This window comes from Gemmobacter lanyuensis (assembly GCF_014652355.1).
Taxonomy (GTDB): Bacteria; Pseudomonadota; Alphaproteobacteria; order Rhodobacterales; family Rhodobacteraceae; genus Gemmobacter; species Gemmobacter lanyuensis.
This window is the reverse complement of sequence record NZ_BMYQ01000011.1, coordinates 1-13,493: the sequence shown is the minus strand read 5'-3', so window position 1 is coordinate 13,493 and position 13,493 is coordinate 1. Positions and strand designations below refer to the sequence as shown.

General features: G+C 63.3%; 13 protein-coding genes. 9 read left to right on the top strand and 4 right to left on the bottom strand.

Annotated elements, in window-relative coordinates; all coding sequences use genetic code 11:
- Positions 1-7: 7 nt before the first annotated feature.
- Both ocd and IE101_RS14920 read left to right on the top strand, forming a co-directional pair.
- Positions 8-1,063 carry an ornithine cyclodeaminase gene (ocd, locus tag IE101_RS14925; RefSeq protein ID WP_189634654.1) on the top strand — a complete coding sequence of 352 codons (1,056 nt, stop codon included), beginning with the start codon at positions 8-10 and terminating at the stop codon, positions 1,061-1,063.
- A 162-nt stretch (positions 1,064-1,225) separates the two neighbouring features.
- Complete coding sequence (locus IE101_RS14920) at positions 1,226-2,119, top strand: DMT family transporter (RefSeq protein ID WP_189634653.1); 894 nt, start codon at positions 1,226-1,228, stop codon at positions 2,117-2,119.
- A 269-nt stretch (positions 2,120-2,388) separates the two neighbouring features.
- Here the strand turns inward: IE101_RS14920 and IE101_RS14915 are convergent, their stop codons facing one another.
- Both IE101_RS14915 and IE101_RS14910 read right to left on the bottom strand, forming a co-directional pair.
- Positions 2,389-3,027 (bottom strand): hypothetical protein, encoded by a 639-nt coding sequence (locus IE101_RS14915; RefSeq protein WP_229804210.1) that lies wholly within the window; start codon positions 3,025-3,027, stop codon positions 2,389-2,391.
- Positions 3,024-3,224 (bottom strand): hypothetical protein, encoded by a 201-nt coding sequence (locus IE101_RS14910; protein WP_189634652.1) that lies wholly within the window; start codon positions 3,222-3,224, stop codon positions 3,024-3,026. The genes IE101_RS14915 and IE101_RS14910 overlap by 4 nt, the downstream gene beginning before the upstream one ends.
- 80 nt (positions 3,225-3,304) lie before the next feature.
- On the opposite strand from IE101_RS14910, the gene IE101_RS14905 reads away from it, so the two are divergent.
- Positions 3,305-4,231 (top strand): IS5 family transposase, encoded by a 927-nt coding sequence (locus IE101_RS14905; protein WP_189634651.1) that lies wholly within the window; start codon positions 3,305-3,307, stop codon positions 4,229-4,231.
- Between the two features lie 306 nt (positions 4,232-4,537).
- On the opposite strand, the gene IE101_RS14900 is transcribed toward IE101_RS14905, so the two are convergent.
- A complete protein-coding gene (locus tag IE101_RS14900) occupies positions 4,538-5,566 on the bottom strand; it encodes an IS110 family RNA-guided transposase (protein WP_189634650.1) in 1,029 nt (342 codons plus the stop codon).
- Positions 5,567-5,674: 108 nt separating this feature from the next.
- On the opposite strand from IE101_RS14900, the gene IE101_RS14895 reads away from it, so the two are divergent.
- From IE101_RS14895 to IE101_RS14880, 4 genes are read left to right on the top strand one after another with little or no spacing between them, the layout of a single operon-like run.
- Positions 5,675-6,409, top strand: coding sequence for an SOS response-associated peptidase (locus tag IE101_RS14895; RefSeq protein ID WP_268247285.1), 735 nt, complete (start codon positions 5,675-5,677; stop codon positions 6,407-6,409).
- Positions 6,396-6,986 carry an ImuA family protein gene (locus tag IE101_RS14890; RefSeq protein WP_189634648.1) on the top strand — a complete coding sequence of 197 codons (591 nt, stop codon included), beginning with the start codon at positions 6,396-6,398 and terminating at the stop codon, positions 6,984-6,986. The genes IE101_RS14895 and IE101_RS14890 overlap by 14 nt, the downstream gene beginning before the upstream one ends.
- The gene (locus IE101_RS14885) at positions 6,913-8,409 is read left to right on the top strand and encodes a Y-family DNA polymerase (RefSeq protein ID WP_189634647.1); all 1,497 of its coding nucleotides are present in this window, start codon (positions 6,913-6,915) and stop codon (positions 8,407-8,409) included. The genes IE101_RS14890 and IE101_RS14885 overlap by 74 nt, the downstream gene beginning before the upstream one ends.
- Entirely contained in the window at positions 8,406-11,777 is a 3,372-nt protein-coding gene (locus IE101_RS14880) for an error-prone DNA polymerase (RefSeq protein ID WP_189634646.1), read from the top strand. Before IE101_RS14885 ends, IE101_RS14880 begins: the two co-directional genes overlap by 4 nt.
- A gap of 317 nt (positions 11,778-12,094) precedes the next feature.
- Here the strand turns inward: IE101_RS14880 and IE101_RS14875 are convergent, their stop codons facing one another.
- Positions 12,095-12,319: a hypothetical protein gene (locus tag IE101_RS14875; protein WP_189634645.1), complete on the bottom strand. Its 225-nt coding sequence runs from the start codon at positions 12,317-12,319 to the stop codon at positions 12,095-12,097.
- A 195-nt stretch (positions 12,320-12,514) separates the two neighbouring features.
- On the opposite strand from IE101_RS14875, the gene IE101_RS14870 reads away from it, so the two are divergent.
- Together IE101_RS14870 and IE101_RS14865 are read left to right on the top strand one after the other, a co-directional pair.
- Positions 12,515-12,760, top strand: coding sequence for a type II toxin-antitoxin system CcdA family antitoxin (locus IE101_RS14870; RefSeq protein WP_189634644.1), 246 nt, complete (start codon positions 12,515-12,517; stop codon positions 12,758-12,760).
- Positions 12,760-13,056, top strand: a complete 297-nt coding sequence (locus IE101_RS14865) for a CcdB family protein (RefSeq protein ID WP_189634643.1) — start codon at positions 12,760-12,762, stop codon at positions 13,054-13,056. The genes IE101_RS14870 and IE101_RS14865 overlap by 1 nt, the downstream gene beginning before the upstream one ends.
- The last annotated feature ends 437 nt before the right edge of the window (positions 13,057-13,493 follow it).

The window sequence follows — 13,493 nt, the reverse complement described above, 5'->3', positions numbered from 1 at the left end:
GACCGCCATGACCGCCCCCAAACCCTCGGACCTTGCCTTCATTCGCTTTGTCAGCGTGGAAAACATGATGCGGCTGGTCAACAGCATCGGCGTCGAGACCGCGCTGCGCGACCTTGCCCGCTATATCGAGGACGACTTCCGCCGCTGGACCCTGTTCGACAAGACGCCGCGCGTGGCCAGCCATTCGGCCGAAGGTGTGATCGAGCTGATGCCGACATCGGATGGGGTCAGCTACGGTTTCAAATATGTGAAAGGCCACCCGAAGAACACGAAATCGGGCTTGCAGACGGTCACCGCCTTCGGCCTTCTGGCGCGTGTCGACACCGGCTATCCTGAACTCTTGACCGAAATGACGCTGTTGACGGCGCTGCGCACCGCCGCGACAAGCGCCATGGTCGCGCGCCATCTGGCGCCCAAAGGCGCCACGACCATGGCGATGATCGGCAATGGCGCGCAATCCGAGTTTCAGGCCCTTGCGATGCGCGCAATCTGCGGGATCAGCGAGCTGCGGCTCTACGACATCGACCCCGCCGCGACGGCCAAACTGATGCGGAACTTGTCTGATCGGGGCATCGGGTTGACCGCCTGCAAGACCGCGCAAGAGGCCATCGAAGGGGCGCAGATCGTCACCACCTGTACCGCAGACAAGCAGTATGCCACGATCCTGACCGACAACATGGTGGGGGCCGGTGTCCACATCAACGCCATAGGCGGCGACTGCCCCGGCAAGACAGAGTTGCACGGCGACATCTTGCGCCGGTCCGATGTCTTCGTGGAATACACCCCGCAAACCCGGATCGAGGGCGAGATCCAGCAGATGCCCGAGGACTTCCCCGTCACCGAGATGTGGCAAGTCATCGCCGGCACCGCGCCCGGCCGCACTTCGGACCGCCAGATCACGCTGTTCGACGGGGTGGGCTTTGCCATCGAGGATTTCTCGGCGCTCTGCTATATCCGCGACCGGCTGGAAGGGACCGACCTGTTCCAGCGGCTTGACATCATCGCGGACCCCGACGATCCGCGCGATCTGTTCGGAATGCTCTCGCGGGCGGTCCAGGGCTAGACGCGGCCGGCGCCCGGCCTGATACGACCCGATTGCCGCCCCGGGCGATCATCCCGCATTTCCGGCACCGCCAGCTTTCGATCAAAGCTGTCGCGATCAGGCGATCCAGATCAATGCGCCGGCCTATCTTCCAAAGGTGGTCCTGTCCGTGAGTCGCTGCAATTGAAACCAGTTCACATTCTGATCGCCGTCCTGCCGCCTTTGCTTTGGGCAACCGGTTATTCTTTCGGAAAAGGAGCGCTGGTTCACTTTCAGCCATTGTTCACGACGGCGATGATGTATGCGATTGCTGGTATAACTCTTTTTCGGCCTGGTTCCCCCATCCTGACCCCTTGGCGCTGGCTCATCCTCATCTCTGTCCTGGGGTGCGGCCTGCAAAGTGCCCTTATCTTCTCGGGGGTGGCGCTGGTTGATACGTCGTTGGCCAATCTGGTCGTTCAGGCACAGGTACCCTTCGCAATTATTGCTGCGTCTCTTTTCGGTCTCGAGAAGCTTAGCCCCTTCCGAATGATCGGCGTCGCCGTCTCAATCCTCGGGATTGCTGTGGTCCTCGGGTCGCCGGGTTCTGGCAGCAGCCTGTCCGGGCTGTTGCTGATACTTGCGGGAACCGCCAGTTGGGGCCTCGGCCAAGCACTGATACGGCGGTACTCACGCGATGCTACCAGGCAGCTGATCGGGGTGACGTCCCTGATGGCGACGCCCCAGTTGCTGATCGTGTCGTTTGCCGTTGAGCGGAACCATCTCCACCTTCTGGCGACGGGTTCGGCCTACGAATGGTTTGGAGTGGCACTACTTGGCTTCGGGTCCTTCGTGGCGGCCTATCTGATCTGGTACTGGTTGCTGGAACGCAACCGTATGGATCAGGTTGCCCCATTTGCGCTCTTGATGCCGCTGCTCGGCATGTTCATCGGAGTGACCTTCTTTGATGAGACCCTGACATCCGGTTTCCTTATGGGCTCGATACTCGTACTTTCCGGATTGGTGATCACCTTGATACCTACTGCGCGTCCGATTTTGGGAACCTCAGATAGTCAGAGTGAAACTCCTGCGACGTGATCCAGAAGATTGCCAAGGCGTGGGATGAGATGAGACCCGAGCGCTCCTTCTATCTTGCCAGATGCGCCGCAAGAGTGAACTCTGCCATCCCACCCTCACGCTGCTTGTAGCGGCCCGTCCAGGCACACCCAATCGTGGTCGATATGCTCGCGATCGTTTCCCGCTACCACGAGGAAATCAGTGCGGCGTCGGGCCTATGATCTGACGTCGTTTCTGTTTCTGGGGGCTACGTCTTCCGATCGTTTCGTCGGAGGGAGGTCGTGCAGGCCTCAGTAATGAACCTCCTCATGGCCGTAGCTTCCTTCATAGTCGCGCCACTCGACGAAGACTGACCGGTGCCGATAGTCGCGGCAGTCCGCCGGCACAGCGAGATCTGACGCAGCTGGAACAGCAGAAACACTGCTCCGGCGACGGCTGTAGTCGCCCTGAGCGCCATAGGTGCCCATGTAGACGCTGCCCCAGCTGTTGCAGTCCCCATGCTGATTGCGTCGCTGCTGGTAGGTGATCTCGAACACCCGGATCGACCGGACGAAGTCAAACACCGGATCGGAGATGTCGACATCCGCCCGGTTCTGGACGAGCTGAAGCGCCAGCGGTGTTTCCGGAAACGAGACGAGCGGCACCGGTTCACCGCCAACAGCAATGGCGAACAGGCGCTCGATCGGTTTCGCCTCACCATGGAAACTTGCCCGCATCGGACAATTCCAGATCTGCAGCGGCGGCTCGATCGGCCAGGGTGTGATGCGCCGAATGAAGACCGCCCGCGCGTGGGCGCATTCGGCGGAGGCCGGCCAGCCCCCTGCGAGACAGAGCAGAATCGCGCAGTCGACCGGATAGGCAGCGGCCGGTGAGACGACGGCGGTCGAAAGCCCAAGGCTAAGGAGCAGGGCAGGGAGGTGAGGTTTCACGGGAGATCCTTTCTCAAAGGGATGGTGTTTATGAGGCGGGTGTAGGCCTCGGTCGCAGAACGGGCCTCGTCCAGGACGCGGGCGCGCTCTTCATCGAGGCAGGCGATGTGTTCCGTGATCGACGAGAAATAAGCCTCGAACTCTGCGGCAATCTCGGCGCGGTACTCGACCAGGACGTCGACCGGCAACTCGGTCATCGGTGCTTCGGGGGGGCGTTGTTGCAGAACTTTCGCCGTGAAGGATTCACAACGTGAATCCAAGCGGTTAGACGGGCAACATGAGCAAGCCCAAGCCCGCCCGCTCCACCAACTGGTCCACCTACAACGCTGCGCTCAGGAAGCGCGGGTCACTGCTGATCTGGCTGGACAAGGAGATGGCTTGGCACGCGCCGCATGAGGGCCGTACGGGGCGCCCGCCGGTCTTCTCGAACGCGGCGATCCAGTTCTGCCTGTCGATCAAGGTACTGTTCAAGCTGCCGCTCAGGCAGACCGCCGGGATGGTCGCAAGCCTGCTGCGGCTGGCGGGGCTGGACTGGCCCGTTCCGGACTACTCGACGCTGTGCCGCAGACAGAAGACCCTGAAAGTGCAGATCCCTTATCGCCGTGCCGACGGGCCGCTGAACCTGCTGGTGGACAGCACCGGCATCAAGTTCCTCGGCGACGGCGAGTGGCAGACCCGCAAGCATGGTGTCCAAGGAAGACGCCAATGGCGCAAGGTCCATCTGGCCATGGACACCGCCACATCCGACATCCGCGCGGTCGAGTTTATCCCAAGCCGGGAAGGCGACAGCCCCGTCTTGCCAGACCTGCTGGACCAGATCCCAGACGACGAAGACATCGGCACCGTGACCGCAGATGGCGCCTACGATACTCGCCGCTGCCACATCGCCATCATCGCGCGCGGTGGCACCGCAATCATCCCGATCCGCAAGAATGGTCGACCGTGGAAGGAGGATTGCCCAGCTGCCCAGGCCCGCAACGAAACCCTCCGCGCCACACGCCACTACGGCCGCGCGTTTTGGAAGCGATGGACAGGATACCACGCCCGCAGCCGCGCCGAAGCCAAGATGCGCTGCCTCAAGTCCTTCGGCGACCGCATCGCCGCGAGAGACCCTGACCGACAAACCGCCGAAATCCACATCCGCGTCGCCCTCATGAACCGCTTCAATGCCCTCGGCACAGCCGAGATCGTTCGCGTGGACTGAACCTGAGGGGGAAAGGGGAAGTCACGCGTCAGGCAGCGTTTCTGCAACATGTGTAACCGCCCCTTGCGCAAGAGGGTATTTGCAGGCTCGTCCTGGCGCATCGTCGGGTGCTGACATGTGTCCGGCCTCTGATGCGGCCACTTCCACGCCGCGGGCCCGTATGGTGTTCGCGGATCAGATCCCAAATCAACGCCGCGTACTCGAAGGCACTTTGTTGCAGGCTGGTTCCTCTGATCCTGTCTACGACCGTTGCGCCAAACCACTCCTTGCCCTCTTCCGCTCCGACGTCCTCGCGACCGACGACGGCTATGCCGCCGTGGCCGGAGACTTGTAGACGCCGCCCCGGGCCATCAGGGCCCAGACGATCCGCGCCATCTTGTTGGCCAGTGCGACCCGCACCAGCATCGGCGGCTTGCGCGTCAGCATGCCGCCCAGCCAGGTGCCCGGCCGTGCAGCGGCATGGACGTGTCGCTTGATGATCACGCTGTTCGCGCCGATGATCAGCAGCCGCCGGAGCGATCGCTCGCCCATCTTCGTCGTGGCACCGAGCCGCTGCTTGCCGCCGGTCGAGTGCTGCCGCGGCGTGAGGCCAAGCCAGGCCGCAAAATCCCGCGCCTTGCGGAAAGTCTCGGGCGGCGGGGCCAATACCGCAATGGCCGTGGCGATCAGGGGGCCGATGCCCGGCACGGTCATCAGCCGGCGGGCCACCTCGTTCTTCCTTGCACGCGCCTCGATCTCGACGTCGAGCTTGCCGATCTCGGCCTCGAGATGCGAAAGCGCCGCGACCAGCACCGTCAAGGTCGCGATGGCGTCGGCGGGCAGGCCGCTGTCGGCATCTTCCACAATGGCGATCAGCCGGGCGGCGTTGGCCGCTCCCTGCGGCACGACCTGCCCGAACTCGCCCAGATGGCCTCGCAGGGCGTTGATCGCTTGCGTCCGCTGCCGAATCAGAAGCTCGCGGATGCGGAAGACCATCGCCGCCCCCTGGGTCTCTTCGCTCTTCACAGGTACGAAGCGCATCGTCGGGCGAAGCGCCGCTTCGCAGATCGCTTCGGCATCGGCCGCGTCGTTCTTCTGCCGCTTCACGAAAGGCTTCACGTAGGCGGGTGGGATCAGCCGCACCTCATGGCCGAGCTTGCCGATCTCGCGGCCCCAGAAATGGGCGCCGCCGCAGGCTTCCATGGCTACCACGCACGGCGGCAGGCGGCCGAAGAAGTCCAGCACCTGGTCGCGCCGAAGCTTCTTCCGAAGCACAGCTCGCCCAGAGGCATCAGCCCCATGCGCTTGGAACACGTTCTTCGCCAGATCGAGCCCGACCGTGGTAATCTCCGACATGACCGTCCTCCTCTGTGGATCGTCGCAGACCCACCTTGGCACATCGATGCCGTCGGGGGGCGGTCACATCATCAACGCCCAGTCGGACGACCACTTTCAAAGCTGGTAATGTTCTGTCAATGTTCCAGTCCATCTCCCTCCTGCGAGTCCCCGAGGGCCAAAGTGTGCAACCTTTACTCCCAAACCAAATCCCAGGACGCGATGCGGCATATGTTTGATGGCCTGCTTGGGGATGGCGAAGAGCTGATCGACACCGCCGGGAACCTTCCCCCGATGCCGGGGATATTCCCTGATTACGCCGCACCGATCATCCGAGCCGCGCCGACAGGCTGGCAGCTTTCCCGCGCCCGCTGGGGTATGCCCACGCCGCAAGTGTTTCTGGCAGGCAAGCGCACCGATCCCGGCGTGACCAATATCCGCAATGTGGCCTCGACGCATTGGAAGCGCTGGCTTGGGGTGGAGCATCGCTGCCTGGTGCCCTTCACCAGTTTTGCCGAACCCGATAATCGCCCCGGCGCGCCGCGCAATCATCCGGTCTGGTTTGCGCTTGGGCAGGATCGGCCTTTGGCCTTCTTCGCGGGCCTTCACACGGAATGGACTTCGATCAGGAAGCTGAAGGAGGGCGAGGTCACGGCCGATCTCTTCGGGTTCCTGACCTGCCCGCCCAATGCCGAAGTGGCCCCCGTGCATCCCAAAGCCATGCCGGTGATCCTGACCACACCAGAGGAGTGTCGCCGCTGGCTGACGGCACCCGCGGCCGAGGCTTTGCGCCTGCAGCGGCCTCTGCCGGATGGGATGTTGCAGATTGTTGCTGAAGGAGTTCGGGAAGATGTTGTTGCGTGACGCTACTCCCTCTGACCCGTTGACGCTGCTACGAGCCCGCGTGCATGAGGCCGAAGGCCGTGGCCGTCGGGCCTTTGCCCTGTTTCAGGCGGTGCGTCACCAAGGGCCGCTGGTCTGGGTTTTGCCCTCGCATGTGCCGGAACTGCCGATGTTGCGCGGCCTGCCTGAAGGCGTCGGAGAGCGGTTGCATGTGATCAGACCGGAAGGCGAAGTCGATCTGCTTTGGTGTGTCGAGGAAGCCCTGCGCTCCGCCCCGATCGCCTTGGTCATTGCCGAGCCGGACAAGCCCCTGTCCCTGACTGCGGGGCGCCGGTTGCAACTGGCCGCCGAGGCGGGGCGCACCACTGGTCTGCTGCTGATCCGCGCAGGGGCTGGCAGCAATGCGACCGAGACGCGCTGGAATTGCGAACCTGCCGCCAGCGCCGCTGCGGACTCGACTCTGCACCGCTGGAGCCTTAATAAGAACAAAAGGGGAACGATTGGAATCTGGACCTTGAACTGGAATGGCGCGTCGCCTGCTGTCCATATGGTTTCCGAGGCTCGCCAGCGACACGAGCCTCAGGGCTCGCCCCGTTGAGGGGCCCTTTGCTCTGACCCATCGGTCGGGCAATGCCGATCATCTGCATTGCCTGAATACCGCCGCCAGCGCACGGGGCCTGTCACGCGGCATGTCCTTGGCCGATGCCCGTGCCATCTGCCCCGATCTTGCCACCCGCCCGGCGGACCTTGCCCGCGAAGCTGCGGCGCTGGCGAACCTGCGCCGTTGGGCGGGGCGCTATGCTCCGATGGTGGCGACCGATGGTGTCGATGGGCTGATGGCCGACATTTCCGGCGTGCCGCATCTCTTTGGTGGCGAATCCGGTTTGCGCGACGATCTGCAAGCGCGATTGGAAAAGATGGGGCTGCATGCCACCAGCGCCATTGCCGGAACCCGCGGGGCTGCACACGCCCTCGCACGTCACGGCGGCGGCATCGTTGCCGATGGACGGCTGGCCCAAGGCATCGGGCATCTGCCCGTTACGGCGCTGAGGGTCGACCACGACACCGCCGAGGCCTTGGCGCGTGTTGGGTTGGCACGCATTGCCGATCTGGTGCATCTGCCGCGCGCGCCGCTGGCGCGACGGTTCGGGGCGGGGCTGGTGCTGCGGCTGGATCAGGCCCTGGGCGCGCAGGCCGAGCCAGTGGCGGCAGAGCAGGATGCGCCGCATTTCGGGGTGCGGATGACGCTGCCCGAGCCGATCGGCAAGCAAGAGGATGTGATGGCTGGCCTCTCGCGTCTGCTGGAGCGGCTCTGCGCCAAACTCGCCCAGCATCGGATGGGCGCGCGACGGGTGCGGCTGGAACTGCGGCGGGTGGATCGCGGCACGGCGCAGGTCGAGATCGGCCTCGCCCGTCCGATGCGCGACCCCGCCCGGATCGCGGCGCTGTTTGCCAAGGATGTGGAGGGGGTGGATTCAGGCTTCGGCCTTGATGAACTAAGACTGTCCGCGCCCGTGACCGAACCCCTTGCGCCGGAACAGATCGGCGGTAGCCCGACGACCCGTCACGACGACGCGCTGGCGGACCTGCTGTCCTCTGTCGGCAATCGCATCGGGTTTGACCGGGTGCTGCGGCTCCTGCCCGCAGCCAGCCTGATCCCGGAACGCAGCTTTCTCCTCGCCCCTGCTGCCTATTCGACACCCGAGCCAATCCCACATCGCACGCGGGTGGCGCGGCCGATCATCCTCTTCCCGCCAGAGCCGGTGACAGCCGCCTCTGGCACGCCGCCCGCCAGTTTTCGCTGGCGACGCATGCGCTTCACCACGCTGCGCGCGACGGGGCCGGAGCGGATCACCCCGGAATGGTGGTTCGACGATCCCGCCTGGCGGTCCGGCCTGCGTGACTACTGGCGGATCGAGACGCAGGAAGGCCCACGCCTGTGGCTGTTTCAAACGCCCCAGACGCCGAGTTGGGCCAGCCCAGAGGCCCAAAACTGGTATGTCCAGGGTGAGTTCGCATGACCTCCGCCAGCATCCATCCCTATGCCGAGCTTTGCGTTACCAGCAATTTCACCTTTTTGCATGGCGCATCCCATCCCGAGGAGCTGGTCACCCGCGCAACCGAGTTGGGGCTTGCCGCCATCGCCATCACCGACCGCAATTCGGTAGCAGGCGTAGTCCGGGCCTATTCGGCGCTGAAGGAGCTCGCCCGGCTGCGGGACGAGGCGCAGGCAGCGAGTGAGGCCGTACAGGATGGCCCAACCATCCGGTCGCAACGCGTCACCGACCATTCCAGCCGCCAGACTGTGCCGCATTTCACCGGCCAGACCCATACCCCTGCCATGTCAGACGCCCCCCTGCCGAAACTGATCTCAGGCGCGCGGCTGGTGCTGACCGACACCGCCGTCGAATGGCTGGCCCTGCCCACCGATCTGACCGCCTGGTCGCGGCTGACCCGGCTGCTCAGCTTGGGCAAGCGCCGCGCGCCGAAGGGCGAATGCCACCTGCAACGCGCCGATCTGACGGAATGGGGGCAAGGCATGATCCTGATCGCCCTGCCCCCCGATCCGCTGGAAGACACCCACCCCAAGACCGCGCGCAACGATCTGCTGGCCGTCGCCCGCAGCTTTCCCGGCCAGTGCTTCCTCGGGGCCGCCCCCCGCTATGATGGTCGCGATCAGGCCCGGCTTGACCAACTGGCCCTGCTGGCCCAAGGGGTGAACCTGCCCATGGTGGCCGTGGGCGATGTGCTGATGCACCGCGCCGCCCGCCGCCCCTTGGCCGATGTGCTGACCTGCCTGCGCCTTGGCTGCACCATCGACAACATCGGCGAGCACCGGCTTGCCAATGGCGAACGACGCCTGAAATCGGGGGCAGAGATGGCACGGCTGTTCCACCGGCACCCCGCCGCTCTGCGCCGCACGCTGGAGATCGCCGACCGCTGTGCCTTCCGGCTCTCGGATCTGCGCTACCATTACCCCGACGAGGCCAGCGAGAACGAGCCCGCCCAAGCGCGTCTGGAGCGCCTCACGCGTGAGGGGCTGCACTGGCGCTATCCTGCCGGGCCGCCGCCAAAGATTGTGCATCGCGTCGAGAAAGAATTGGCCCTCATCCGCGAGGTGGACTACGCCCCTTACTTCCTGACCGTGCATGACATCGTGCAATTTGCTCGATCAAAGGGCATCCTTTGCCAAGGACGCGGCTCTGCCGCCAATTCGGTTGTCTGCTATCTCTTGGGCATCACCGAGGTCCCCCCCGAGAGCATCACCCTTATCTTCGAGCGGTTCATCAGCAAGGAACGCGGCGAGCCCCCGGATATCGACGTCGATTTCGAACACGAACGCCGCGAAGAGGTGATCCAGTGGATCTATGAACGCTATGGCCGCGAACGTGCGGGCCTGACCGCAGTGGTCATCCATTTCCGCAGCAGGGCTGCCATCCGCGAGGTGGGCAAGGTCATGGGCCTGTCGCAGGACGTGATCGCGCGGCTCTCGGGGCAGATCTGGGGCTGGTCATCCTCGGCCCCCGGCGAAGAGCGCCTGCGCGATGCCGGGCTTTCGCCCGAGGATGCCCGCGTTCAGCTCGCCACCAAACTGATTGCCGAAATCATCGGCTTTCCCCGCCATCTTTCCCAACATGTCGGCGGCTTCGTCATCACCCAAGGCCGCCTTGATGAGCTCTGCCCCATCGAAAACGCCGTGATGGAGGATCGGACCATCATCGAATGGGACAAGGATGACATCGACGCGCTCGGCCTTCTGAAGGTCGATATCCTCGCCCTTGGTATGCTGACGGCGATCCGCAAGGCGTTCGACCTGTTGGCCGATCACCGCGCGCAGCACCTGACGCTGGCCAATATCCCACCGGGGGACCCGCGCGTCTATGACATGCTCTGCCGTGCCGATGCGATCGGTGTGTTTCAGGTGGAAAGCCGGGCGCAGCTGAATTTCCTTCCCAAGATGCGCCCGCGCAAATTCTACGATCTGGTCTGCGAGGTCGCCATCGTGCGCCCCGGTCCCATTCAGGGCGGCATGGTCCACCCGTTCATCAACCGCCGCATGGGGCGCGAGAAGGTCGAAGATCTTGGCCCGGCGATGATGGAGGTGCTGGGCCGCACCTATGGCGTGCCGCTGTTCCAGGAACAGGCCATGCAGATTGCGGTGGTCGCCGCAGGCTTCACCCCATCCGAGGCCGACCGCCTGCGCCGGTCGCTCGCCACCTTCAAGCGGATGGGAACCATCGGGTCGTTCCGAGACCGCTTCGTCTCGGGCATGCTGGCGCGCGGCTATGACGCCGATTTTGCTGCCCGGTGCTTTGCCCAGATCGAAGGCTTTGGCAGTTACGGCTTCCCCGAAAGCCACGCGGCCAGTTTTGCCCGGCTGGTCTATGTCTCGGCCTGGCTCAAATGTCATCACCAGGCGGCATTTACCTGCGCGCTGCTGAACGCCCAGCCCATGGGGTTCTATGCCCCGGCCCAACTGATCCGCGATGCCCGCGACCACGGGGTCGAGGTGCGGCCCGTCTCGGTGGACCATTCGGTCTGGGATTGCACGCTGGAGACGCGCTCCGACGGGCGGCAGGCCCTTCGCCTCGGCTTCCGCCAGATCAAGGGCCTGCGCGAGGAGGATGCAGGCTGGATCGCCGCCGCCCGTGGCAATGGCTATCCGGATGTCGAAAGCCTGTGGCGACGTGCAGGCGTTCACCCGGACGCATTGGAGCGTCTGGCCGAAGCCGATGCCTTCGCCGCCCTTGGCCTGACCCGACGCGACGCGCTTTGGGCCGCCAAGGCGCTGAAAGCCCCCGCACCCCTGCCGCTCTTCGGCAATGATGGCGAGGGCGGCGCCGAACCCGCTGTCCATCTGCCACAGATGACACTGGGTCAAGAGGTGATCGAGGACTATCTCTCGCTCCGCCTTTCGCTGCGCGCGCATCCGATGGAGATCCTCCGCCCGCACCTGCCCGAATGCTTGCCCCATGACCAGCTGCCCCAGGCCAAGGGCCGCATCACCGTCACGGGCCTCGTGATCACCCGCCAGCGCCCCGGCACCGCCTCGGGCGTCATCTTCCTGACGCTGGAAGACGAAACCGGAACCTCCAACATCGTGATCTGGAAAAAAGTCTACGAAACCTTCCGCAAGGCCGTGATCGCCGGGCGCCTTGTGCGGGTCACCGGTCGGATCCAACGCGACGGCCCCGTGACCCATGTCATCGCCGAGCAGGTCGAGGATGTCTCGCATCTTCTGGCCACGCTGGGCCGACCCGTGTTGATCGAGGCCAATGATGGCCGTGCCGATGAGGTCAAGCGCCCCGTGGGTGGCAGCCTGCGGCCTTCAGCGCGCCATCCGCGCGAACAGGCCAAAAAGCTGTTTCCCAGCCGGGATTTTCATTGAGAACCGTGGTTCCCCGCGCTCTTCCGCTTCCCTTCGCAACCCAGCTGATCCACCGGCTGGGCCAATTTTCGGCGGCCCTGAAGTCGGCGGCGATAGCCTGATCTATGCCGTTTGTAACAGAAGTTGCAGCCTGCGGCAGGGGCTGTTACGACATAACTATATGTTTTTAATGAACAAAAGCCAAAAATAACGCCGTAACGGGATTTCGCCCCCCAGAAATGTATTCATGTGTGCGTGCGTGCATGCGTGTGTACGTATATATAAATCTTTCTCTTTCCTCGTTATAACGTTATAAATATATATATTATTGTTAAATATCATTGACTTACAGGAGATACCTGAAGTGCTACATGATGTAACGCCGTTACGGCATTGATTTCCTTGATCTGGGCTAAACCGTCCACGCCACCCGAACGTCCGAAGCGTATAAAACCCAGCCTGACCAGCGCATTTCTGCCGTAAGTGTGACGGGACCCGACCAAAAGATCGCGTTTTGGCAGACCTGCGCGGTCGCCGTAACAGCGCCAAAGCACCAGCATCATCTGGCAGCACATCTCAGAACGTCGGGGATTGCAGAGCCCTTTGCCCCCTAAAGGCCCCACGAACCCTCAAAGGGGGAGAACTATGCCGGCAAGAGCCAGACTCCCGACCCAATTCACCATTTCTTTCAGGAATATGGAGACGCGCCTTGATTTTGCACACCAATCGTGTGTAAAGTCGCGCTACGGAGGAGCGCGATGATACAATCAGCCCTGGAAAAGCAGCGCACCAACGTCACCCTCACCGCGACCAATCTCGCTGCGGCGCGGGCGTTTGGCCTTAACGTATCTGCGATCAGCGATGCGGCTCTCGCCGAGGCGGTCCGTGCAGCCCGCGCGGAGGCTTGGGCTGCAGAGAATGCAACGGCGATTTCCGAGCGCCGCACTTGGATTGAGTCCAACGGAACGCCGCTGGCTGACTTGCAGGTATTGAAGTTACCTTGATGGCGCAGTTTCATGTCTATCAGGTCCCCGGCGGTCGGCTGGTGCTCGATCTTCAGACAGATCTGATCGACACCGGCTCCCGCGTGGTCGCACCCCTCTTCCTGGCAGCCTCTGGGCCGAGGGCGATAGGAAGGCTCGAGCCTGTGTTCATAATCAACGGTGAGGAGCACGTCCTTCACACCGCCGAAATGGCGGCAATCCCCTCAGCCCTCCTCAAGGGTGCACAGGTCGCCGATCTTTCCAAGGCCGACTATGAGATACGCGCGGCCATCGATATGGTGTTTTCAGGCTTCTGATCTGCGATGCTGAATGGCCTGCACGGCTGGTCCGTTGTTTTCGCGGCGTCTTGGCATGGTTTTCGCCTTGGTCTTTCTTACATCCGGCGCGCGCATGGTGACGGTGAGACTTGGTGCCAATGTGGAGATACCAAGCGCGCAGCTGATGGTTCCGCCTATTGGCGCTTGGCGCGAACTTCTCGCCTTTTGCACAAAATTTTACAACGCTTTGATTACGTCAACACATCTGGGGCGTACTGTTGACCAAAGGTCGTCATTCCAGATCGGAAGACTACTCCTGCTCACTTCACCTAAGCGGCAAGGAAACCCCGTGGGTGCCGCGGCGTGGCTGATTTGGGATAGGTGTTTGGCGTTGGTCTGACGCCGAGGTTCCATGTTTAAGACTAGTTCTACGCCTATGCCTGCGACTGGTAGCTTACAGTTGGTCGAGGCTGTGA

Bases quoted from the DNA above. Each gene is read 5' to 3' on its own strand.
- ocd (WP_189634654.1), top strand. From the start codon at position 8: ATGACCGCCCCCAAACCCTCGGACCTTGCCTTCATTCGCTTTGTCAGC.
- IE101_RS14910 (WP_189634652.1), bottom strand. From the start codon at position 3,224: ATGACCGAGTTGCCGGTCGACGTCCTGGTCGAGTACCGCGCCGAGATT.
- IE101_RS14905 (WP_189634651.1), top strand. From the start codon at position 3,305: ATGAGCAAGCCCAAGCCCGCCCGCTCCACCAACTGGTCCACCTACAAC.
- IE101_RS14900 (WP_189634650.1), bottom strand. From the start codon at position 5,566: ATGTCGGAGATTACCACGGTCGGGCTCGATCTGGCGAAGAACGTGTTC.
- IE101_RS14895 (WP_268247285.1), top strand. From the start codon at position 5,675: ATGTTCTGTCAATGTTCCAGTCCATCTCCCTCCTGCGAGTCCCCGAGG.
- IE101_RS14890 (WP_189634648.1), top strand. From the start codon at position 6,396: ATGTTGTTGCGTGACGCTACTCCCTCTGACCCGTTGACGCTGCTACGA.
- IE101_RS14885 (WP_189634647.1), top strand. From the start codon at position 6,913: ATGGCGCGTCGCCTGCTGTCCATATGGTTTCCGAGGCTCGCCAGCGAC.
- IE101_RS14880 (WP_189634646.1), top strand. From the start codon at position 8,406: ATGACCTCCGCCAGCATCCATCCCTATGCCGAGCTTTGCGTTACCAGC.
- IE101_RS14875 (WP_189634645.1), bottom strand. From the start codon at position 12,319: ATGATGCTGGTGCTTTGGCGCTGTTACGGCGACCGCGCAGGTCTGCCA.
- IE101_RS14870 (WP_189634644.1), top strand. From the start codon at position 12,515: ATGATACAATCAGCCCTGGAAAAGCAGCGCACCAACGTCACCCTCACC.
- IE101_RS14865 (WP_189634643.1), top strand. From the start codon at position 12,760: ATGGCGCAGTTTCATGTCTATCAGGTCCCCGGCGGTCGGCTGGTGCTC.